At 65.4% G+C, this 22,292-nt stretch carries 15 protein-coding genes; 6 read left to right on the plus strand and 9 right to left on the minus strand.

All coding sequences use genetic code 11. From position 1 onward, the window contains the following. Positions 1–26 precede the first annotated feature (26 nt). A complete protein-coding gene (locus HL653_RS22325) occupies positions 27–593 on the plus strand; it encodes a rhodanese-like domain-containing protein (RefSeq protein WP_253717297.1) in 567 nt (188 codons plus the stop codon). Positions 594–807: 214 nt separating this feature from the next. Then, positions 808–1,494 carry a cytochrome b gene (locus tag HL653_RS22330; protein ID WP_171746439.1) on the plus strand — a complete coding sequence of 229 codons (687 nt, stop codon included), beginning with the start codon at positions 808–810 and terminating at the stop codon, positions 1,492–1,494. A gap of 523 nt (positions 1,495–2,017) precedes the next feature. Here the strand turns inward: HL653_RS22330 and HL653_RS22335 are convergent. From HL653_RS22335 to HL653_RS22360, 6 genes are all read right to left on the minus strand, one after another. After that, positions 2,018–4,225, minus strand: coding sequence for a glycosyl hydrolase (locus HL653_RS22335; protein ID WP_171746440.1), 2,208 nt, complete (start codon positions 4,223–4,225; stop codon positions 2,018–2,020). A 92-nt stretch (positions 4,226–4,317) separates the two neighbouring features. Beyond that, on the minus strand, positions 4,318–7,287 hold the full coding sequence (locus HL653_RS22340; protein ID WP_171746441.1) for a TonB-dependent receptor: 2,970 nt from the start codon (positions 7,285–7,287) through the stop codon (positions 4,318–4,320). A gap of 181 nt (positions 7,288–7,468) precedes the next feature. Further along, the gene (locus HL653_RS22345; protein ID WP_171746442.1) at positions 7,469–8,422 is read right to left on the minus strand and encodes a FecR domain-containing protein; all 954 of its coding nucleotides are present in this window, start codon (positions 8,420–8,422) and stop codon (positions 7,469–7,471) included. 4 nt (positions 8,423–8,426) lie between these two features. Further along, a complete protein-coding gene (locus HL653_RS22350; protein ID WP_171746443.1) occupies positions 8,427–8,969 on the minus strand; it encodes an RNA polymerase sigma factor in 543 nt (180 codons plus the stop codon). 201 nt (positions 8,970–9,170) lie between these two features. Then, positions 9,171–10,307: a PKD domain-containing protein gene (locus HL653_RS22355; RefSeq protein WP_216599918.1), complete on the minus strand. Its 1,137-nt coding sequence runs from the start codon at positions 10,305–10,307 to the stop codon at positions 9,171–9,173. 8 nt (positions 10,308–10,315) lie between these two features. Further along, on the minus strand, positions 10,316–12,607 hold the full coding sequence (locus HL653_RS22360) for a membrane-bound PQQ-dependent dehydrogenase, glucose/quinate/shikimate family (RefSeq protein WP_171746444.1): 2,292 nt from the start codon (positions 12,605–12,607) through the stop codon (positions 10,316–10,318). 225 nt (positions 12,608–12,832) lie between these two features. Here HL653_RS22360 and HL653_RS22365 point away from each other — a divergent pair, with 225 nt between their 5' ends. The 4 genes from HL653_RS22365 to HL653_RS22380 all read left to right on the plus strand — a co-directional run bounded on the left by HL653_RS22365 (position 12,833) and on the right by HL653_RS22380 (position 19,207). Continuing rightward, positions 12,833–13,816: an amidohydrolase gene (locus HL653_RS22365; protein ID WP_171746445.1), complete on the plus strand. Its 984-nt coding sequence runs from the start codon at positions 12,833–12,835 to the stop codon at positions 13,814–13,816. A 156-nt stretch (positions 13,817–13,972) separates the two neighbouring features. After that, positions 13,973–16,759: a TonB-dependent siderophore receptor gene (locus tag HL653_RS22370; RefSeq protein WP_171746446.1), complete on the plus strand. Its 2,787-nt coding sequence runs from the start codon at positions 13,973–13,975 to the stop codon at positions 16,757–16,759. Positions 16,760–17,099: 340 nt separating this feature from the next. Continuing rightward, positions 17,100–17,909 carry an IclR family transcriptional regulator gene (locus HL653_RS22375; protein WP_171746447.1) on the plus strand — a complete coding sequence of 270 codons (810 nt, stop codon included), beginning with the start codon at positions 17,100–17,102 and terminating at the stop codon, positions 17,907–17,909. Positions 17,910–17,929: 20 nt separating this feature from the next. Then, a complete protein-coding gene (locus HL653_RS22380) occupies positions 17,930–19,207 on the plus strand; it encodes an MFS transporter (protein ID WP_171746448.1) in 1,278 nt (425 codons plus the stop codon). A gap of 70 nt (positions 19,208–19,277) precedes the next feature. Here HL653_RS22380 and HL653_RS22385 read toward each other — a convergent pair whose 3' ends face one another. The 3 genes from HL653_RS22385 to HL653_RS22395 are packed head-to-tail and all read right to left on the minus strand — an operon-like array spanning position 19,278 to position 22,215. Further along, on the minus strand, positions 19,278–19,808 hold the full coding sequence (locus HL653_RS22385) for a cupin domain-containing protein (RefSeq protein ID WP_171746449.1): 531 nt from the start codon (positions 19,806–19,808) through the stop codon (positions 19,278–19,280). Between the two features lie 14 nt (positions 19,809–19,822). Beyond that, positions 19,823–20,809: a dihydrodipicolinate synthase family protein gene (locus HL653_RS22390; protein ID WP_171746450.1), complete on the minus strand. Its 987-nt coding sequence runs from the start codon at positions 20,807–20,809 to the stop codon at positions 19,823–19,825. Positions 20,810–20,814: 5 nt separating this feature from the next. Further along, positions 20,815–22,215 carry a mandelate racemase/muconate lactonizing enzyme family protein gene (locus HL653_RS22395; RefSeq protein WP_171746451.1) on the minus strand — a complete coding sequence of 467 codons (1,401 nt, stop codon included), beginning with the start codon at positions 22,213–22,215 and terminating at the stop codon, positions 20,815–20,817. Positions 22,216–22,292 lie beyond the last annotated feature (77 nt).

The raw sequence follows: 22,292 nt of genomic DNA on the forward strand, positions 1-22,292 counted from the left end.
CAATGGCACCTTGGGAGGAGAGGAAGATGATCGCTGCCTTGCTCCTGGCCTTCATGACGCCGGCCGTCGGCCCCGCCCCTGCGCCTCCCGCAGCCCCCGCCCCTCGCGATCCCGCCCTGTTCGATCCCGCGACCGGATATCGCATCACCGCCTATCGTGGCGTGGTCCCCGCCCGGCCGCCCGGCATCGCGCGCATCGGGACTGCCGAGGCATCGCGGAGGCTGGCAGACGGCCGCACGTTGTTCATCGACGTGACGCCCGCGCGGGGCGCCGTTCACGATGCGGAGACCGGCGAATGGCGTCTCTCGGAGCCCCACGAGACGATCCCCGGCGCGCACTGGTTCCCGGAGGCCGGCCGGGGGACGCCCGATCCTGCGATCGATCGTTGGTTCGAACGGGGCCTCCATCGCCTCAGCCGAGGATCCCGTCGTAGCCCGATCGTCGTTTTCTGTCTGGCCGACTGCTGGATGAGCTGGAACGCGGGCTGGAAGCTCCGTCGTCTCGGTTACCGGACGGTCGCCTGGTATGCGGACGGTCTGGACGGCTGGCGCGAGACGAACCGGCCTCTCGTCGGTGCACGCCCCGATCACTAGCTGCGCCACGGCTCCTGCCGCGGCCGACGACGCCGTCTTGCCGTTGGCCTACGTCCGCCAGCGATGCACTGCATGCGACTTTTCGCAATGGGTCTAACGTATCGTGGCGGCCGGCGCATAAACGCGGGAATGGAAAAGTCGGGCGGAAACGATCGGACATAACCAGCGAGCGGCCCCACCGGACCCTCGCGCTCCGCACGAGGAGAGGCGCGCCATGGCTGCGAACGAGATCGACGGGGCGCGCTACACTCGCGTCGCGATGTGGCTACACTGGCTGATCGCCCTCGCCGTTTTCTACAATCTCGCGTCGGGCCTGTTACGGCCCGTTTTGCCACGCGGCTTCTTCGTCTGGCATATTTCATCGGGCATCACGATATTGGCACTGACGGCCGTCCGCGTGTTGTGGCGACTGACCCACCGGCCACCGCCCCTCCTCCCGATGAGAAAAGCGGAGGCGACAGCCGCCCATATTATCCATTTCCTGCTCTACGCCGCGATGGTGCTTCTGCCTTTGACCGGCTGGGCAATGATTTCGGCCAACCCACCGATCGGATCGCCGGGTGCGGCCTATGCCAGGCACCAAGCCATCGCAAACGCCGCGGCCCAAGGCCAGCTTGCTCCCCCGCCCCGGAAAGCGACGATGGTATGGAACCTGATCAAGTTACCGATGATCGGGCCCATAAATGAGATCGGCCGGGCGCCCAGCGCCCTGGCTAAACAGAATAAACTGCACGAGCGACTCGAACGGCTACATATGCTCGGCGGCTGGACGATGCTCTTGCTCCTGCTGATTCATGTCGGCGGTGCGATGAAACATCAGTTCGCGGACAGAGAACCAGAGTTGCAGAGAATGGGCTTTCGCCGTCCTGCTCGTCGCTTTATCCGCCAAGAGCAGAAATAGCGATTACGTCCCAGCTATCTTGCTCATTCTTCATTTGACATGGCATCGAGGCGGTCGGCGACGAGCCGACCGTCGATGACAACTGACCTCATTCTGTGGGCAGCCCGCGCATCAGACAGACTGTTCGATGATCTGGACGTGTCGCCCCCGAAGGATCCGCCGGGAAAAACCTGACGCGGACTGTAGAGCTGCGGTGGAGAAGCTGGTGGCCGACCACAGCTTCCCCGATCCACGGATGAGGGGAATTGCGGCGGCCAAGCGACGCTCAGTGCCGCTTCCACGTTCGGATGTCATGGCGACTGCAAGCCTGCGCCCGAAAAGCCGAACCCGAGGGCCATCATTGCCCAGGTTACCGGCTCGGACACGTCCGCGGCGGGGGCGTCCAGCCTCGACAGCGGCCGGTGCGGCATCTGGGCTGCGCCCCGACGCCTGAGAGCCGAGCCGGTCCAGATGACGCGGCGCCTCTGGCGGCCATTCGCCGGTTGTGATCGTCGGGCATCCGCCCCCTTCTTTTCCGGATGGACTAACGGAGCACCAGGATTTGCGAACCGTATCGCGGCAGATCGATCGACAGGCTGCGGCCGCCGCGCACGGCGCGGCTGGCCACGGTGCGTTCCTCGCCCGTCGATGGATCCCAGCTCTGGACGCTCCGCCCGGCGCCCCGAAGCATGATCGTCGAGGCGAGGGGGGCGGCGCTTTCGTTGAACAGGAAGAAGACTTTCGCATCGGCCAGCTGGCGGTGCGTGTAGCGGAGCGCGGTGCTTCGCGATGCCAGTTCGAGGTCCTCCATCCCGACGGCCGATCGCACGGCAGCGGCAAGCTTCGGCGGCACGATCTGCGGCGGCGGGGGTGCTGCGGGCGGCTGGTCGGGCGGTGTCGGCACCGGTGCTAGCCGCCCGGTTTCGACCGTCGCCCACGAAAATTCGTCGGGCCGCGCCGGTCGCGCCTCGCGATAGCTGCCCTCCGTGATCCGTGGCGGTGTCCGTCCCAGAAACAGCACCCTGCCGCCTGACGAAGCGAACGTCCGCAATCGATCGACGACCGCCTTCGGCATCAGATCCGGCATCGGCACGATGATGCTGCGGTAGCGGTTGCCGCTGGCCGTCTCGAACGTTCCCCCGCCCGCCTTGAGCGTCGTCCCGACCGCATCCTCGTCGACCAGATCATAATCGACCTGCATTTCGGACAGCATCCGTTCGGTGGCGACGAACATGTCGTCCGCGCCCTTATCCCGCATCCACACGGTGCCGCGCGACTGCAGCACGGCGACGCCCGCATCGGGCCGCCCCATCGACATCAGATAGGAGGCGCGCCGCGTATAGGCGGCCAGCGCCGGAAAATCGGGATCGGCATAGAAACTCGGCGTCGGCCGGCCACCCGGAATATACATGAATTCGAAGAGGTTGATGCCGCGCACCAGTTGCTCGTCCACCACGTAGCGCGCGACCGGCAACTCGGGCGTGGGCCGGAAGGCAGCGAAGCTCTCCGTCATCGCCTGCGGCCTTCCGTTCAGATGCGCGACCGACGACCCGAACCGCGGAAAATCCGATACCGTGTCGGTCCAGATCTGGTGCCAGATCGCATCGATGCCGGGCGACTGGACGCTGCGCATCGATCGGAAGAAATCGCCCTCGCTCTTGCCGAGCTCGATCTGGCGCTCCTCGTGATTGAGATGCACCTGATATTGCAGCCCGTAGCGCGCGCACCAGTCCGACTGCATCTGGAAGAAGGTGTCCGCGAACAGCCGCGAGAAGACGTCGTAATAATCGGCGCGCACCAGCGTCTGGCGCTCCGTCAGCCGCGTGTCATCATCAAGCAGGAGCGCCGGCAGATCCGCCGTCGGATCATATCCCTTCAGCGCTTTGAACGTCGCCAGGAAGGCACCCGTCCACGGCAGACTGCCCTTGATCGAATAATCCGGTTCGTCGCCGCGAAAGCCGAGGATCGTCTTGCCGAATTCGTCCCCCACCGCCGCGCGATAGGCTTCGTGCGTGACCGCGATGTAACGCGCGGTCGCCTCCGGATCGAGATAATCGTGGAGCGACTGGGTATCGTCCTTCTTGCCCGTGGGGTTCGTATCGGAGCGCGTCGGCGAAGTCCGGAATGCGTGCGCCACGGCGATGACGCGCCATGTGCGCCCGGCGGGGGCCTGCCAGCCTATCCGTCCGTCGCGGGGTTCGATCGCATGGCTCTCGCCCGAAACCGGATCGATCGCGCTGACGGCGATCAGATCCCCGGGCACGGGGACATCCAGCGCCCCGCCCCCGGAGACGCTCCAATCGCCCGCCTTCACCAGCGCCTTCATCCGCAGCGCCGGCGCCTGCGCGCTGATCTTTCCGCCGGCGAACCCGCTCGGATAGCCCGCATCGTCGACGATCCAGATCCGCATGTCGCGCTGCTTCGCGGCGGCCACGAAGCGCTTGAAGAAGGCGAAATAATCCGCGCTGAGATAGGGATAAGGCAGCCGCCGTCCCCACTGGACGGTGATCGCCTGAAACCCCAGCCCCTTCACCCGATCGAGTTCGGCGGCGATCGCCGCGTCGGTCACGCCATCACCGATCCCGTAATAGGGCTCGGGCCCATATTCGGGCGGAGGGCTTTTCCAGCGGGCGAGAACCTCCGCCGCCTTCGGCATCTGCAGGCGCTGCCAGTCCCGCCCCGCCGCGATCGACGGGCTCGCCATCGCCAGCAGGCCGGCGGCAACGAACCAGCGATCATATCGGCTCGACATAGGCCCTTCCCCCTGCGCCGTCCCGATCGTGCATCGGGATCCCGCGAAACGCACAGGACGGGCAGACCCAAACGGCCCACCCGCCCGATTTTTCAGAAATGCTTGCGAAGACCCAGCGTGACGACACGACCTAGGATGTTGCCGGCGCCATAGCCGTTGCTCGAGCGCATGTAGGATGGCTCCGTATCGAACAGATTGTCGATGTCCGCCGTCAGTTCCATGCTCTGCAGGAAGCCCTCGTCCGGCAGCTTCAGCCCGATGTGGGTCTCCACCGTCGTGAAGCTCGCGATCCTCCCCGTCGCCAGCGGGCCGGCGAAGGTGGTGTAGGCGTTGTGATAGGCGCCGCTGTAGTTCAGGCTGGCCGAAACGCTGAGGGGCCCCTTCTGTCCCGAAAGCGTGCCGCGCGTCCGAAACCGCTGCTGCCCGAGCGGAAACTGATCGACCATCGCCGCGCCGGCCGCCGCCGCCTGATTGAACTTCAGGACATAATTGCCCTGAACCTGCGCGGCGAAGCTCGTCCCCCATTTCTGCCAGCGATAGCCGACGTCGAAGTCCAGGCCCTCGGTCTTGATCACGGACAGATTGGTCCGCCGCAGCAACGTCACGTTGTAGATCGGCGGAAGATCGGCCGGGCCGTTGACGGTATTCGGAAAGTCGACCCGGCTGATATCCTTGATCAGGTTCCAGACGATATTCGGATCGAGCGGCCGCGCCTGGCAGTTCGTTCCCGTCGGATAGGTGCCGCTGCTGCAGACGATATTGTCGACGATATATTTGCGAAAGTTGGGATCGGTATAGAAGGTCCGGCTCGGCGTGCTGATCCGATCCTTGAACATCAGATTATAGTAGGTCAGGCTCGCCTTGAAGCCGGGTAGGAAACCCGGCTGAAAGTCGGCGCCGAGCGACCAGGTCTCGGCACGCTCCGGCCCGAGATTGGGATCGCCGCCGGCAATGTAGATGCCGCCGGGCACCGAACCCTGCGGCAGGCCGGGCGGCAACGTGCCGTTGGCCAGATAGCCGGCGCGCGTATCGGGCGAATACAGATCGTTGAGCGCGGGCGCGTGGAAGGATTTCCCATACGTCCCCCGGAAGGTCAGCCCCGAAACCGGCGCCCAGTTCACGCCGATCTTGGGATTCTTGGTCGATCCGAAATCGTTATAATGATCGTAGCGGCCGGACAGAGAAATGTTCAGAAGCTGCAGGAAAGGCAGCGCATTCGCCTGGGAAAAGACCGGGATGAACAATTCGCCGAAGCCCGAATAGATCTTCCGCGTGCCAAGCCCGCGCTGCGCGCCTTCATCGAAACCGATCCGGCCGGTGGCGAACAACCCGTTATAATGTTCGGTCCGGTAGACACCGCCCAGCGCGACCTTGAGATCGCCCGCCGGCAGGGTGATCAGCGATCCGTCGATCTTGCTGTTCAGTTCCCACAGATACTGCTTGCCGACATAATGGTTCTCATAATCGGCGATCGTGATCTGGTTGGCGGCGCTCGTCCGCCCCCCGAAAGGGTCCAGCGCCGTATCGGTCGTGGTGCCCGCAAGCAGCGCCGTCACCGCGCGGGGATTGAACGACGCCTCGTGGATGTCGGTATTGCTGCGCGATCCCGTCAGGTAGCTCGACCATTTGAAATCATGCGGCAGCGTCACGTCGGCCGTCAGCGTGCCGCCGTAGGTGGTCAGCGTCGTATGATCGAGCAGCGGTATGCCCGTGATCGTCTGCGGGCTGAAATAGGTCGTGATCGAGGTGACGCTGGCGGGCAGCCCGGTCGGGAAGAAAGGGTTGGCACGCGCGATCACGCCCGAGGTGAAGCTCGGCACGTTATAGGCGTTCGCCTTGGTCCGCGAATAGAAGCTGTCGAACCCGATCTCGACGCCGCCCGTCACCTCCTGATGGCCCGACGCGAAGAAGCTCAGCCGCTCCTGATGCGGATAGAGATCGCCATATTGATAGGTCGTGCAGCGCGGATCGATGGCGCCGGTCGCGGGCTGGATATAGCTGCCCGTCGCCGCGCCGGCCGCATTGTTGACCTTGTAGGTCGGCGGAATGCACGCATTGCCGATCAGCCGGAGATCCTGTCCGCCGGTGCCCGAGAAGTCGTTGGTCAGGAATGTCTTGGTCGAAGCGCGCAGCCGGCTCGTCGCGGAATATTCGCCGGAGACGATCACGCCGCCGCCATCCCACTTCTTGCCGGTCGAGGCATTGCCATTGAGAAGGTGATAATTGCTGCCGAAGCCCGAGCGAAACGTGCCCTCCAGCCCGTCATAGTCGCGCCGCGTGATGACGTTGACCACGCCGGCCACGCCGTCCGATCCGTAGGTGGCCGAGGCGCCGTCCGCCACGATCTCGACGCGCTGGATCGCCGAAGGCGGCACCATCGAGGGGTCGGGCAGGCTCGAAAGCGCGCCGACGCCCACGATGCGGTGACCGTTGACCAGCGTCAGCGTCGCGCTCTGCCCGATGCCGCGAATGTCGGGCCCCGTGGACAGGCTGCTGTTGGAACGCTGGCCGGGGCGGGGCGCCGTGTTGAAGCTGGCGAGTTGCGGAACGGTGGCCAGCAATTCCTGCGTGGTCGTGGCGCCCGTCTTGATGATGTCGTCGCGGCCGAGCTGGATCAGATTCGATCCGGTCGGCGGCGTGCCCCGGATACTGGAGCCGGTGACGACGATGTCCGCGACCTTTTCGTCGGACGGAGGCGCATCGGCGGCGCTGTTGCCGGGCGCCGGATCGGCCGGCGGCGGTGTCTGAGGATCGGCGGCCGGCGCGTTCGACGCCAGCGCATAGGTCTGCGCGCTCGTCTGTTGTGCCGTCAGCCCGGTGCCGCTGATCAATTGGTTGAGCGCGACCGGAACGGCCATCTTGCCGCGCACGGCATTGGCCTGCTTGCCGTCGGTCAACCGGCGCGCCGCGACGATCTGGACGTCGGCCTGCCGGCCGAACTCGACCAGCGCCAGCGTCACCGGCTGCGCGGCGATGTCGAAGGACTTGGCCTGCGCATGCGCCGGCCCCGCCAGGGCGACAGCGAATAGCGCGGTCGACGCCAGCATCTTATGATCGATCATCTTATCCTCCCCACCCGGCTATTCTGTGCCGGCGAAGGGGAAGAGGCCCGGAGCCCGAAAATCCTTGAAAAGAAAATTTCGGCGGACGCATTTTTGTGGGCGACCGTGCGCCGGGACGACCGTGGACGGGATAGGATGGGGCGACTTCTGACCTGTCGGAGCGGGCCCGGCGCCATCCGGCTCAGAGAGCCCGCGAACCCGGAACACCTATCCGAATATCTCCCGTGGACGGGATGGCGACCGGCGCGTTCAGCGTCACGCGCAGCGCCTTGGCGAACCCTTCGACGTCGTCGGTCCGGAAAAAGCCGTCCAGCCGTTCCTTGGCCAGCGCGGGATCGTCGAGGATCAATTGCCGGTCATTGTAGCGGTTGAACTCGCTGATCGCGGCCGCCACGGTTTCGCCCCGAAGATCGATGCGGCCATCGCGCCAGGCCAGCACATGATCCACCGATCCCTCCGCATCGCGCTGGACCTGCGCGCTATCGGACAGGAATATCCGTTCGCCCGCCGACAGACGCACGCTGGCGGTGTCCTTGCCTTCGGTCCAGGCCTTCACCGTGCCTTCGGTGACGACGATGTCCGCCCCCTGTTCGCGACGCCGCACCGAAAATGCGGTGCCCACGGCCATGACGCGAACCGATCCCGCCTCCACGAGAAACGGGCGATGCGGATCGCGGGATACCTGGAACCACGCCTCGCCGCGCTTCAGGGTCACATCGCGGCTTTGCTCGGCGAAGGCGATCTTCATCTCGCTGGCGGTGTTGATCGCCGCCACCGATCCGTCGGGCAACGGCAGCCGCCGTATCTCGCCGACCTCCGTCTTGATGGTCCTGGCCTTCGTCCAAAGCGCGACGCCGCCCACGAACGAGGCTGCCAGCGCCGCTCCTCCGCCCATCAGCAATCGACGCCGCAGAGGATTGATCTCCTCTTTCACCGGCGCCGCTTCGTCTTCGATCTTGTCGTCCAGCGCCAGCCACAAGGCCTGCGCGTGCAGGAAGGCGCCCCGATGCCGCCTATCCTGCTTCAGCCAGGCGTCCAGTTCCTGCTCATCGTCGAAGCTCCAGCCCGCACCGTCCATGCGGACGATCCAGTTCGTCGCGATATCGTCGATCTCGTTCCCGCTTGCGCTCGGCATCGACTTACTTTCTCGCACTTCGCAGCCACCGATCCTTATCGGTGGCGATCACACGACTCCAGCCCAAACGAACGGCCTTCAATCCCAGCCAGAGCTGCTTTTCGACCGTTTTCTCGCTGATGCCGAGATGCTGCGCGATCTCCCGCTGCGACCATCCCTCGATCTTTCGCAATTCCATGATCTGGCGGCACTTGATCGGCAGCGCCCGGATCAGGCCCAGCAGGCACTCATATTCCTGCCGGTCCGCCGCCTGCCGTTCGGGCGACTGCCCATGCAGGTCGTGACATGCATCGATCTCGGCGATCGTCTCGATCTTGACGATGCTTTCGCGCCGCAGCCGACGGATGGCGAGATTTCGCACGATCGAGAAGAAATAGGCGCGCGGATCGTCGATATGGCTGACGGTGTCGAGCGTCGCGATCCGGCAATAGGCATCCTGGATGATCTCGTCGCTGTCATCCTGCCTGACGCCCCAGCGCGACAGCCATGCCCGCACCTGACGCTCGCACGGAATGATATGCACGGATACCCAGCGCGCACGCGCCATTCTCGATGCTGTCGCAGAGGAACCGTCCCTGCCCGACATATCCACCCCTTATCTTCTGGCGTGACATGGATCCGGCAAATCACGGACCGCAGCCGACTTCAGTATATTTATCCGATAATTGAAGGAGCTGACCCTCGCTTTGTCAATCGCGCGGTCCAACGCTTGGCCGCATTCAAGATCATCTTGCCGACAGACGGGCGCTCACCGCAGTTGGACATCCCATACTTTGGATCGCCGCGATGTCCCGCTCGGGCCGGTCACGTCCAATATCGTCACGAAACTGCCCGCCTTGGCGAAGGCGTGGATCGGATGTCGCTCGGTAGAGCTGGTGCCGTCGCCAAAATCCCAGTGCCACCCCGTCGCCTCGCCCACGCTGTCATCGTGAAAGGCGACGAGGCGGCGATCCATGTCGACGACCTTCCAGCTCCAGCGCGCCTCCAGCCTGGGCTGATATTGCGGCTCGACCGGCATGAGCCTGAACAAGGGCAGATCGGAGCCGAGCGCGAACATCGGGCGCTGACTGGAGAGCGACCAGAAGCCGTTCTTCCGATCGGTTCTGACATCGTCATAGTCGATCACGATCCAGCCGAGCGCGATCAGGGCATTCTCCCGCAGCTTCGATTCCACCGCGCGCTCCGGCCCCTCCGGCCCGGCATAATCGAACGGGGTGATGTAGAATTCCAGCCGGTACGTGCCGCCCTGCCCCGGCTTGAAATTGTAGCTCTGGGCCGAGTTGGCGAAGGGGAAATCCTTGATCCATGTGGGGGAGCCCCACGCCATCGCCCAATCCTTGTCCTTGCGGGGCGTCATGATGTGATAATTCTGGGCCTGCACACCGTGGCTGTACCAGTGGGTGAGCGAACCGGGCACGCGCGGGTCGGTCCTAGAGGCGCGCTCGCCGACCCATTCGGGTTTCCAGATATCCTGATGCTGGACGTCGATCAGGGGCGTGCCGGTGAGATCGGCATCCACCACCACCTCGAACGTGTCGTTGTGCAGGCCCGGCAGCGAGAAATCCCAATAATCGTCCTTGGCCTCGTACAGGAAATACAGCCGGTTGAGCCCCTTCACCCAGCCGACCTTCACGCGGATGGTGAGCGTCTTGTCGGGATTGTGGTGGCCGCCGTCCTGATCCGTCATCTGGTCCTGGCCGACGACATAGCTGTCGGGCACCATGTCCCAGTCCGAAAAGTCACCGTCGATGCGCGGGATGCGGTCCTGCGGAAACTGGAACACCTTGTAGGTGGTCTGCGGCTTGTCGAACGCCGGGGCGGGAGCCGCCACCAGCCCCACCGCCAGCGCGGCTGCCGACAGAGCATGGGTGCGGATCATCGTCATCTCTCTCATCATTTCTTCGCGTCGAGCCGGAAGGCCACGATCGCGTCGCCCTGCGGATCCTTGAGCGAGCCGCCGCCCGCCGGGATCACGACATACTGATGTCCGTCGGCGCCGCGATAGCTCATCGGCGTGGCATGCCCCCCGGCGGGCAATTTCGTCTGCCAGACGAGCTTGCCGCTATGGACGTCGAACGCGCGGAACATCTCGTCCTGCGTCGCGGCCACGAAGACCAGGCCGCCACCGGTGGCCAGCGTGCCGCCGATGTTCGGTGCGCCCAGCACGATCGGTAGGCCCAGCCGCAATCCGAACGGACCGCTGGCGCGCGCATCCCCCAGCGGCCGCGTCCACACCGCCTTGCGCGTCTTCAGGTCGATCGCGGTGATCTCGCCATAAGGCGGCTTCTGGCAGGGCACGCCCAACGCCGAGAGGAACGGGCCCCAGTGCGCCGCATAGGGCGTGCCCGCCATCGCGCCGCCCGGAGCGGAATGGCCGCGCGGATCGACGCGGGGGATCAGGCCCTCGCGATCGGCCTGCGCCCGCGAGATGAGCTGGTCGCGATCCGCCATATGGTTGGAATTGACGATCAGCAGCCCGCGACCGGCATCGATCGAAACGCTCCCCCAGTCGATCCCACCCAGTTCGCCCGGATAGCGGATCGTGGGTGTCCTCCCCATCGGCGTGTACATGCCGTGATAGACGGACCGCCGGAACGCGATCCGGCAGGAAAGCTGATCGAAGGGGGTAAGGCCCCACATGTCGCGCTCGGTCAGGTCGCCCTTGAAGGGGCTCGGCATCCCGACCGAGAAAGGCTGGGTCGGCGCGGGGCGCTCGCCGGTTGCGGAGGCGGCCGGGGCCTTGCGCTCCTCGATGCGCGTGAGCGGACGCCCGGTGCGTCGATCGAGCACGAAGAGCTGCTCGGTCTTGGTCGCGAGGAGGATCGCGGGCACCGTCGCGTTGCCGACAGGAAAGTCGACGAGCGCAGGCTGCGCCGCGAGATCATAATCCCACAGATCGTGATGCACCGCCTGGAATTGCCAGCGGATCGCCCCGGTGGTGGCGTCCAGCGCCACGAGCGAGGTGGCGAGGCGATCGGTGCTGGCGGTGCGCTGGGCGCCGAAGAAATCGGGGCTGCCATTGCCCATCGGCACGAACACCAGATTGAGGCGATCGTCGCCGCTGAACACCGTCCAGGCGTTGGGCGTGGAGGGCGTGTAGATCGTGCCGGGCGGCGGAGGCTGGCGCGCCTCGGGCTTCGCGGGATCGAACGCCCATTTGAGCGTGCCCGTCACCGCATCATAGCCCCGGATCACGCCGGGCGGCACCTCGGTCGATTGGTTGTCGACCACGTAAGCCCCGATCACGGCCGTACCGTTGACGATGGTCGGCGGTGAGGTCGGGTGGGTCCAGCCCTGCGGGATCTGGCCGAGGCCGTCGAGCAGATCGGCCCGCCCGCCCGTGCCGAAACCCTGGCAGAAGGCGCCGGTCCTGGCGTCGAGCGCGATCAGATGGTTGTCGATCGTGCCCGCGATGATCCGGGTGGGGCAGTCTGCGGTCCCTGCCGGCGCATGGAAGAAGGTGACGCCCCGGCATGCGGGATGGCCGCCGGAGGAATCGCGGACGAGCGTATCGGTGCGCCACACCTGCCTGCCGGTCGTAGGATCGAGCGCGAAGACGGTGCTGAAGGCGGTGCAGCCATAGACGAGGCCGTCGGCCATCGTGGGATTGAACTGCAGCCCCCCGCGCCGCTTGCCGTCGGGCGACCGCAGGCCGCTATGATAGATCCAGGCCTGCTGCAGCCGGCCTACGTTGGCGGGCGTGATGTCCGCGAGCGGCGAATAGCGATTGGCCGAGCGGTTACCGTAGCTGGGCCAATCGACCGGAGCGGCGGAGACGAGCGACGTGGGCGCGACGCCCTCGCCTTCGATCCCGGCGCCCCTGAGCAAAGGCGACAGCAGCACCACCAATGCGACGGCCGCCAGCACGCCCAACGCTGGACGAGCCCCCTTGCTCGCCATCGGCACGCGGCGGAACGCGAGCAGCAATCCGATCGCGAGCGCCACCGGGAAGAAAAGACGCGGCATCAGCGCCCAGAAGTCGAAACCGCCTTCGGCCAGCGACCAGATGATCGTTACCGCAAGGAGCGCCGCCATCAGCCACAGCGCGGCCGGATTCCGCCGCCAGGCCAGCCACGCAATGGCCAGCAGCGCGATGCCCGCAGGCAGATAATAAGCCGATCCGCCAAGCGCGATCAGCCACGCCCCCGGAAGCGCCAGGCCAGCGCCGCTCACGGCGAATATCACGATCGCGATCCACAGCAGCCAGGGTCTTCGCCCCGATATGCGTTCTCGTCGGATCATGTCGTCCGATCCCTCATCCGGTCATCCTCTCCCGCGGGTGCTAGACGCGGCGCGGCCGGCCTGCATCCCGGGGTTGCGCCGCAGCCCTCACAGGATGAGAGATCGGCCTCTGGCTTGGTTGGCGACGGGCGCGCCGGGTGCCACTTCTTCCATCCAACGGAGAAAGTCATGACGGGAACCGGAAGCGAGATCGGGCGGCGTGCGCTGCTGGTCGGCGGAGTGGCGACGTTGGCGGCGGCCGCGACGGCCAATGCCGCCGCGCGCCCGATCCCGATCATCGATACGCACATCCATCTGTTCGATCCGCGACGGCCGCAGGGCGCGCCCTATCGCGGCCCGCGCAACAGCCCGACCTATGAGAAAGGCGCGTTCCCGGCCGATTATGCCGCGCTCGTCCGCCGTCATCACGTGATCGGCGCGATCGAGGTGGAGGCGAGTGCGTGGTTCGAGGACAATTTGTGGGTCCTCGAAACCGCCGCGCGCGATCCGATCATGGTCGGCGCGATCGGCAACATGCCGATCGAAGCGGCGGACTTCGACAATATCGTCGCCCGCTTCGCCAAGGACCCCCTGTTCCGCGGACTGCGCTACGGCAATCTGTGGGGCTATGATCTCGGTGCGCGGGTTCGCGAGGCGCCGTTCCTCGCCGGGCTGAAGCGGATGGCGGAGATGGATCTGGTGCTGGACACCGCCAACCCCCGGCTCGATCTGATGCAGGCGGTGGTGCGCGTCTCCGATGCGGTGCCGAGCCTGCGCATCGTGCTGGATCATCTGCCGCGCTTCGATCCCAAACCGGAGGAACAGGCGGAATACACGACGGTGCTGCGCGAGATCGCGCAGCGGCCCACGATCTTCGCCAAGCTGTCCGAGATCATCCATCCCGTGAACGGCAGGACGGCGACCACCGCCGAGGCCTATCGCGATCGCCTGCGGACTCTGATCGACGCGCTCGGGCCCGATCGCGTGCTGTTCGGCAGCGACTGGCCCAACATCCTGCAGGATGCCACGCTGGATCAGGTCTTCGCGGTGGCCCGCGACTTCTACGCCGATCGGCCGATCATCGAGCAGGAGAAGTATTTCTGGCGCAATTCCGTGGCCGCCTACAAATGGCGCGCCCGCTCGCCGGCACAGCATCGCCTGATCGCCGCATGAACAGGTTCCCGACGCTCTCACCTGTTGAGAGTGAACAGATTGGGCCGGTTTGACACTAACCTCCCCGCAGACACACTATTTCAATGGCCGCCGGACCCATCCGGCAAGAACATAAAAGATCGAAAGCCAAAAAAGCTCGGTCACTGAGGAGGGTGTATGAAGGGATTCCTTGAAGGGAGGCGGCTGCGCGTCGCACTTCTGTTGGGCGCCGGGCTCAACACCATGATTTTCACCGATCCGGTTCTCGCACAGGCCAGCGCATCGAATCCCGCACCGCCGGCCGCTCCCGATGCGAGCGCCACCACCCTGCCGCCCTCACCTCCCGCGAGCCCGTCCGAGGCCGACGTCGCCGAAATCGTCGTCACCGGCTCCAGCATCCGCGGCGTGCCGCCGACGGGATCGCAGCTCATCCAGCTGAGCGCCGATGCCGTGGTCAATACCGGCGCCACCACGACGCAGGAATTGCTGTCGAACGTGCCGCAACTCGGCACGTTCAACACCGCCGTCCGCCCCGACCAGAGATCGAACGGCATCATCTCCACCGCGCCGAACATTCGCGGTATCGGCCAGGCGCAGACCCTGGTGCTGATCAACGGCCACCGCCTCGTCGGCGTCGGCCAGCTCCAGAACATTCCCGATCCCTCGATCGTGCCGCCGTCCGCCATCCAGCGCGTGGAGATCGTCGCGGACGGCGCCTCGTCGGTTTACGGCTCGGACGGTATTTCCGGCGTGGTGAACGTCATCACCCGGAAGGATTATGAGGGCCTCGAGACCTCGTTCCGCGTCGGTTACGGCGATCATTACAGCACGCTCAACGCCAATGCCGTCGCCGGCCACAAATGGGGCACCGGCGGCGTGATGGTATCGGCCGAATATACGAAGAACAGCCGGATCGCGAACAAGGACCGCGATTATCTGACCGAGGATTTCTCGGCCGTCGGCGGCCGCGACAATCGCGTGATCGGTACGCAGTGCACGCCGGGCACCTATCGTTACAACACGTCGGCCACGGGTGGGGCGACCGGCGACTACATCCAGTTCGGCACCGGCGCGCTCAATCCGCGCTGCAGCAATTTCAATGATGGCGACATCTATCCGAAGCAGGAACGGCTCAGCTTCTTCGGGTCGGGCCATCAGGATGTGAACGACACGATCGACCTGTTCGGCGATGCATTCTACTCGCGCACGACCTCCGACGCGCTACGCCCCAGCGGCGGGCTCTACACCAGCGGCGTGATCACGCGCGCCAGCCCCTTCTTTCCGGCCGGCATTCCGGCGAACGTCCCCTCGATCACGGCCTATTACAACGTCAACCGGATCACCGGCATCCCCGAGCGCGATTCGCAGGACATTAGCGTCTATGGCGGCACGGTCGGCGCCAACGTGAAGCTGCCGCGCGAATTCGTGTGGACGACCTATGTGACCGGATCGCGCAGCAAGACCGATCTGCACGAGGGCAGCTTCAGCTCGATCGCCAATTCGGCGCTGATCAACGCGACCACCGCCGCCACCGCGATCGACCCCTTCGGCAACGGCACCAGCGACCAGACCAGGATCACGTTGGCCGACTGGGAACAGCGCTATTTCTCCAAGCAGTATATCTGGGAGATCAACTCCAAGGTGGACGGGCGGCTGTTCACCCTGCCCGGCGGCGACGTGAAGATCGCCGTCGGCGGGGTCTATCGCCAGGAATCCTATGACGGCCTGTTCCTCAACGGCCGGATCGGGTTCCGCGAAGGCGTCGGCGCGCAGGCCGGGCTCCGCAAGGTCTATTCGGGCTTCGGCGAATTGTTCATTCCGATCTTCGGCGACAGCAACGCCACGACGATGCTCCACCGCCTCGATATCTCGCTCTCGGGCCGCTACGACCATTATAATGATTTCGGATCGACCAAGAATCCGAAGATCGGCGTGAACTGGTCGCCCGTCGGCGGCTTCACGCTGCGGGGCAGCTACAGCACCTCGTTCCACGCACCGGCCCTGCCCGACCTGTTCGGTCCGGACACGCGCGCGGGGTATCTCACGAACGGGCTCCTGCCTCCGGGAATGCCGGTCGGCTCGGTGCCCGGCGGCATCTTCATCGCCGGCGGCAATCCCGATCTCGATGCCGAAAAATCGAAGAGCTATTCGCTCGGCTTCGATTTCCAGCCGGAGAGCATTCGCGGGCTGCACGCCAGCCTCACTTATTACAATGTCCGCTTCAAGGGCCGCGTCGCCTTCCCGAATTCGGCCTTCTTCTATGTCGATCCGGCCTTCAATCCGTATTTCGTGAGCAATATCGTCTGCGCCAGCGGCTCCTATCCGACCGGCTCGAACTGCGTCTCCCGGCCGATCGACAAGGCGACCGTCTACAATCTGGTCAAGAATCTCCCGCTGCAGGGCTTTCCCAATCCCGTGAACAGCGCGGCCGATCTGCCGGACATCTACAGCGTCACGATCCTGCGGCGCGCCAATCTCGGCCAGATCAATACGGACGGCCTGGATTTCGACGTGGGCTATCAGTTCGATACGCGCTTCGGCCAGATCGGTACGCAGGTTCAGGGCAATTACGTGATCAATTACGATCAGAGCGGCGCCCCGGGATCCGCGTTCGTCGATCAATTCAACTTCGGCCAGCAGCCTTTCAAGGCGCGCGCCCAGGTCTCGCTCAAGTCGGGCCCGTTCATCGGCGTGGTGACGGTCAATTATACGAGCAAGTACAAGAACCAGTATAATCTGGCGACCGGCGCGCTCGGCGTCGAAAAGATAGCGAGCTACACCACGGCCGATCTGCACTTTGGCTATCAATTCCCGCAGGGGGGCATTCTCAGCGGCAGCGAGATCGATCTCGATGTGAGCAACCTGTTCGATCAGGATCCGCCCTTCATCCGCTCCGCCACCGGCTACGGCATCGGCGATGTGATCGGCCGCGTCGTGAGCGTCGCGGTTCGCAAGAAGTTCTGATCCGGCTCCCGGTCGCCCATCCCGGCGGCTCAATGGGTCGGGCTTCCAGCGGGAAGCCCGACCTCTTTTTTGTGCGCCTCGCGGCGCTGGACACGATCCGGCCCCCGGAGCATAATTATCGTATAAATGTTCGCGACACCGAACGAAGAATGCGTCATGCTCCGGCAAGAGGCCTCGCGAGGGATCGACATCTCATCAGGTGAGAGGGGGACGCTGCCGACGGCGTGTCAGACGTGGGCGAACAGCCCTGAGATACGATAAAAGACGCACCAAAATGGGCCGGAAAAAGAGCCCTAAACAGGAGGAGAGGCTCGTGGGAACTCCGAAAAACCAATCGGTTATGAAGGCTTTCGTCCTGTTGCGGGCGTTTCGCCGGCCGGATGAATGGCTGACCAGTTCGGAGTTGTCGCGACGCGCCAAGATGCCCGAGGCGTCCGGCTATCGGATGATGCAGACGCTGGAGGGGATCGGCGCGGTCGTTCGCGACGCGCGCGGGCGCTATCGCCCCGGCATGCTGCTGCTGGAACTTTCGCACAGCATCGACGCGCAGGATCTGTGGCGGACGGCGGCGCAGGCGATCATCGAACGCTGGTCCCAGCGCCTGGACATGATCGTCCAGATCGGGGTCTATGAAGAGGGCATGGTCACCTATGTCGCGCGTGCGGGCCGGCCACGCGGCAGCTTCCGGCTGGCGCAAGGCATGCAGTTCGAGGCGTATTGCACGGCGCTCGGCAAGGTTCTGCTCGCCGAACTCACCGAAACCCAGTTGAAGGACTTTTTCGGCGAGGGCGATCTCATCGCCTTCACGCCCCAGACGATCACCCGCGAAGGCGAACTGCGGGCGGAATTGCAGGAGATACGATCGCTCGGTTACGCGCTGGACGATCGCGAGACGCTGGACGATGTCCGCTGCGTCGCCGCTCCCGTCCGCGATGCCGCAGGACGGGTGGTTGCCGCCATCTCCTTCTGCGACGCCGCCGATCGACTGGCCGAGGGCCGCCGACGGGAGTTGATCAGGGATTTGCTGGATGCCGCAGGCGAAGTCGGGCGCCGCATCTATCCGTGGTGCGAAACGCCGACGATGGGCAACCTGCCCTTGATCGCCGCGAAGGATACCAGCCTGATCGCGCAGTTCGGCGACGCCCTGTGAATGCGGGCACGGGTGCCGGAATGGCAACGAAGCGTGGCCGGCTGCGCTGGAGCGTCGTCACGTGGGCGTTCGTCATCAGCGCGGTCTCCTATCTCGATCGCAACAACATCTCGATCGCGGGCTCTTCGATCAAGGAGGCGTTCGCGCTCAGCGACAGGCAATTGGGTCTGGTCTTCTCGGCCTTCGCGCTGGGCTATGCGCTGAGCCAGCCCTTTGCGGGGCGGATCGCCGACCGGTTTGGCGCCTATCGCTGCGTGGCGGCCGCCATCGTCTGGTGGGGGGTGTTCACGGCGCTGACGGCGATGCTGCCGCCCGGCCTGCCGTTCGCCCTGACGCTGCTGATCCTCGTGCGCCTGCTGCTGGGCGTGGGCGAGGCCGTGATCTTCCCCGCGACCAACCGGCTGGTGAGCAGCTGGATTCCGCCATCCGAGCGCGGCTTCGCCAACGGCTTCATTTTCGCGGGCGTCGGCATCGGCGGCGGCATCGCGCCGCCGATGGTCACCGCGATCGTCGTGAATTTCGGCTGGCAATGGGCTTTCTACGCCAGCGCGATCATCGGGCTCCTCGTGGGCGTGGCGTGGCTGGCGGCGGTCCGCGATACGCCGGCCGAACACCCGTCCATCACGCCGCAGGAACTGGCCTATATCGAGGCACGCGTGGCGCCCAGGTCCCAAGGCGGCGCATCGACCAGCTGGCGCACCGTGATCAAGGATCGGCAGGTGCTGCTGCTCACGACGAGCTATTTCTGCTTCGGCTATGTCGCCTACATCTTCTTCTCCTGGTTCTTCATCTATCTGTCGAAGGTGCGCGGGCTGGATCTGAAATCCAGCGCCCTGCTCGCTACCCTGCCCTTCCTGGCGATGACGATCTTCTCGACGCTGGGCGGATCCGTGTCCGATCGCGTGGCGGCCCGGCATGGCGATCGCGTGGGGCGCTGCCTGATCGCCGCCGCCGCGATGATCCTGGCGAGCCTGTTCGTGGTGATCGCCACCGCCGTCTCCAGCGCGCAGTTAGCGAGCATCGTCCTCGCGGGCGGAGCCGGCTCGCTCTACTTCGCACAGAGCGCCTACTGGACGCTGAGCGCCAATATCGGCGGGCGATCGAGCGGCGTGCTTTCGGGCGTGATGAACATGGGCGCGCAGATCGGCGGGGTCGTCACCGCCTCGACCATGCCGATCGTGGCCGAAGCGTTCGGCTGGACCGCATCCTTCCTCGTCGCGGGCGGCATCGCGCTGATCGGCGGCCTGCTGTGGCTGCTGATCGATCCGCAGCACAGCCTGGCCGAAGCGGAGGGGTGATGAGAGGGAGGCTTGCACGCCAAGCCTCCCGACCAACCGCCGTATATGCAGCTTCGCGCCGAAAACGCGGTCAGGGCTGGGCGGACGCTTCGCTCCTGGGGATGTGCATCGAGATCAGCACAAGCTCCCCATCCGGCGCGGGGAATTGATGCGCGGTGCCGGCCGGTATGTAGAAGACGTCGCCGGGGCCGACCTTGATCGTGCGGCCGCCCTCGATGTGCATGCCGGAGACATTGCCGCCCTTGCCCGGCTTGGCATCGGTGATCGTGCCGCCCAGGATCAGCGTCCCCGTGCCGCGCACGACATGGAAAAGCTCGATGTCGGGATGTGTCGCGGCCGTCCAGCCGCCGCGCCGCACCTCGACGAAGCTGGTGTACGAGCCGAACTGGTGGATGGGCTGGACGATCACCGGCTGGCCCGGCTTCATTGCGCCTTCGGCATGCCGGATGATCGCCTCGATTTCGGACGAGGTGGCGTAGCTCGGGATCGCCGTCGGCCCCTGCAGCGGCAGCGCCAGCGTATAAGCGGGCTGCTGGGCGCAGGCCGCACCGGCCAAAGCGAGCGCGCCGAGGCCGGCGAACGAACGAGCGAGGGCGGCCATCGGCATCACCATTCTTATACGCGCAGATAGGGGCGCAGATAGGTATCGAGCACGCGCCTGATCTCCTCGACCGAGCGCGCGGGCAGATAGCGTCCGGTGGACGCGCCCGCCGCCGCCGGCGCCGCACGCAGCGCCGTGCCCGGCTTGAACAGGCCGCGCGCGATCATCGTCTCCACCGCACTTTGCGAGAACATCGTGTTCGCCGCCTGGATCGCGCCGAAGATCTGGAACGCCTTGGCCTTGTCGCCCGCCTGCCACGCTTCCCACGCGCTCTGATAGACATCGGGCAGGCTCATGAACGGACACGCGCCGATGAAGCCGCGCTCCATCTCGGTGACGAGCGTGTTGGCACCGCGACCGGAGAAATCGGCCACCTCGCCCTTCGTGCGCCGGAGGAGTTCCTGGACGCGCTCCAGCGGCTCGCCGGATTCATCCTTCACGTAGCGCATCGTCGGGATCGACTCGTACATCCGAACGAGCAGATCGACGCTCATCTTGCCCACGGCCTGCACGAACAGAGGCAGATGCGTCATCTTGCCGACCTGCTGATAATAATCGAGCAAGGCCGCTTCGTCCGTCACCTTCTCGGGCGGGATGCAGATGATCGCGTCGGCACCGATCTTGGCCGCGTGCGCCGCATAACGCTTCACCGCCGCCAGATCCGGACTTTGCACGCCGATCACGACGGCCGTCTCGCCCCCTTTGGCCGCCGCGACCAGCGCCTCGGCGCCCTGCAGACGCTCCGCCTCGCTGAGGACAGTCCAGCCGCTGGCGATCTGCGGCCAGGCGATGCCGGGCACGCGCGCACGACGCAGGAAGGTGACCTGCCCGCCCAATTGCGCGAAATCCACCTTGTCGGCCGCGTCGACCGGCGTCGCGCCGATCGGGAAGAGGCCGCGAAAGCGCGTGTCCGCCGCCGCCGCGCGCAGCAGCGCGCCGGGCATCGCGATCGCCGCCGCGCCCAGCGCGATCCCTTGCAGCACATGTCGCCGCGTCGGCATGGTAATCACCGCAGGATCTTCTTCGTCGCGCGATCGAAGGCGGCGCGATCAATCTCCACGCCCAGCCCCGGCGCGGTCGGCGCGTGAATATAGCCGTCCTTATCGGGGCGATACCTGGCCGGCATATAGGGATGATCCACCAGAGTGGGCGGATAGGGCACTTCGAACCACGAGGCGTTGGGCAAGGCCAGCTCCAGATGGAAATGCACGGCGAGGTCCATCGGGTTGCCCCAATTGTGCGGCGTGCATTCCAGCCCGAAGGCGTCCGCGAGCAGGCCCACGCGCATCGATCCGCTGATGCCGCCCGTATTGTCCGCGATCAGGCGGACCACATCGAGCGCGCCCTTGGCGATATAATCGGCGAAATCGGCGATCGAATAGATGAACTCGCCGACATGGATGGGCAGGTTCGCATATTTGCACAGCTCGATCAGGCCATCCTGATCGTCGGTCCGCAGCGGATCCTCGAACCAGGAGAAATCGAGATCGTCGAGCACGCGGGCGACCTTCATCGCCTCGTAGCGATTGTACATCATCACCGGATCGTGGGCGAGGATATACTCGTCGCCCACCGCCGCACGGATCTGCCGGGCCTCCTCGATATGGCCGAGATAGGCCGGCACGTCCGCGCCCTTGCGGTGCGCGCCCGTGCCGGGGTGGATCTTGTAGGCGCGGAAATTCTCGGACTTCGCCTTCAGCGCTTCCGGCGCATAATCCTCGATGCTCGGGTGATGGGTGGAACTGGCATAGGCCATCAGCTTGGTCTTCTGCGCGCCGACGCCGCCGTGCAGGATCTGGTAGATGGGCCGGTTCACGGCCTTGCCCATGATATCCCACAGGCAGACATCGGCCGCCGCGCGATACCAGTTCGGCCAGGCGCCCCCGCCCCGCAGGACGAGGCCGCTGCCGCGCAGCGCCTCGGTCATGAAAGCGGACTCGTCGCCCACCCCGCCGCGCCGGCCGAAGGTCTGCGCCCCGGTGTAGCGGCCCGTATCCTTGGGATCGCCGATCTGCCCGTTGAAGCCGTACGTGCCCTTGAGCCCCGACGTGGAGGCCAGCGAGGGCAGCAGATCGACGACGCTCTTGCCGACCAGCGTGGCCTTGGCCCAATCGACCCAGCCCTGCGCCGGCGTCTTGTTGCGGTTGCCGAGCGTGTAGAGCCCCTCGATCCCGCTGTTGGTGGTGATCGAGACGATCTCGCCCACTTCGCCGTTCAGGCTCTTGTAGCTGCCGATATCGGTGACGTAGGCCTTCACCTCCTTCACGGTCAGGTCGGGCAGATCGCCCGATTTCACGCCGACCGTCTGCGCGGCGGCCGTGCCCGGATCGGCCAGCGCCGCGAACCCCGCCGTGGCGAGCGCCGCCGAGGAGCCGAAGAACTCGCGCCGGGAAGCCATGGGATTCATGCGATGTCGCGCCTCTGCCTGATGTTTATCATTCTCCCCCGGACTTTGGCCGACGCCCTTGGCGGGCGCAAAAACCG

This window comes from Sphingomonas sp. AP4-R1 (assembly GCF_013113735.1).
Lineage (GTDB): Bacteria > Pseudomonadota > Alphaproteobacteria > Sphingomonadales > Sphingomonadaceae > Sphingomonas_I.

What these genes read in the sequence shown, in the direction of transcription:
- HL653_RS22325 (WP_253717297.1), top strand. Translation starts at nt 27, where the DNA reads ATGATCGCTGCCTTGCTCCTGGCCTTCATGACGCCGGCCGTCGGCCCC.
- HL653_RS22330 (WP_171746439.1), top strand. Translation starts at nt 808, where the DNA reads ATGGCTGCGAACGAGATCGACGGGGCGCGCTACACTCGCGTCGCGATG.
- HL653_RS22335 (WP_171746440.1), bottom strand. Translation starts at nt 4,225, where the DNA reads ATGTCGAGCCGATATGATCGCTGGTTCGTTGCCGCCGGCCTGCTGGCG.
- HL653_RS22340 (WP_171746441.1), bottom strand. Translation starts at nt 7,287, where the DNA reads ATGATCGATCATAAGATGCTGGCGTCGACCGCGCTATTCGCTGTCGCC.
- HL653_RS22345 (WP_171746442.1), bottom strand. Translation starts at nt 8,422, where the DNA reads ATGCCGAGCGCAAGCGGGAACGAGATCGACGATATCGCGACGAACTGG.
- HL653_RS22350 (WP_171746443.1), bottom strand. Translation starts at nt 8,969, where the DNA reads ATGGCGCGTGCGCGCTGGGTATCCGTGCATATCATTCCGTGCGAGCGT.
- HL653_RS22355 (WP_216599918.1), bottom strand. Translation starts at nt 10,307, where the DNA reads ATGACGATGATCCGCACCCATGCTCTGTCGGCAGCCGCGCTGGCGGTG.
- HL653_RS22365 (WP_171746445.1), top strand. Translation starts at nt 12,833, where the DNA reads ATGACGGGAACCGGAAGCGAGATCGGGCGGCGTGCGCTGCTGGTCGGC.
- HL653_RS22370 (WP_171746446.1), top strand. Translation starts at nt 13,973, where the DNA reads ATGAAGGGATTCCTTGAAGGGAGGCGGCTGCGCGTCGCACTTCTGTTG.
- HL653_RS22375 (WP_171746447.1), top strand. Translation starts at nt 17,100, where the DNA reads ATGAAGGCTTTCGTCCTGTTGCGGGCGTTTCGCCGGCCGGATGAATGG.
- HL653_RS22380 (WP_171746448.1), top strand. Translation starts at nt 17,930, where the DNA reads ATGGCAACGAAGCGTGGCCGGCTGCGCTGGAGCGTCGTCACGTGGGCG.
- HL653_RS22385 (WP_171746449.1), bottom strand. Translation starts at nt 19,808, where the DNA reads ATGGCCGCCCTCGCTCGTTCGTTCGCCGGCCTCGGCGCGCTCGCTTTG.
- HL653_RS22390 (WP_171746450.1), bottom strand. Translation starts at nt 20,809, where the DNA reads ATGCCGACGCGGCGACATGTGCTGCAAGGGATCGCGCTGGGCGCGGCG.
- HL653_RS22395 (WP_171746451.1), bottom strand. Translation starts at nt 22,215, where the DNA reads ATGAATCCCATGGCTTCCCGGCGCGAGTTCTTCGGCTCCTCGGCGGCG.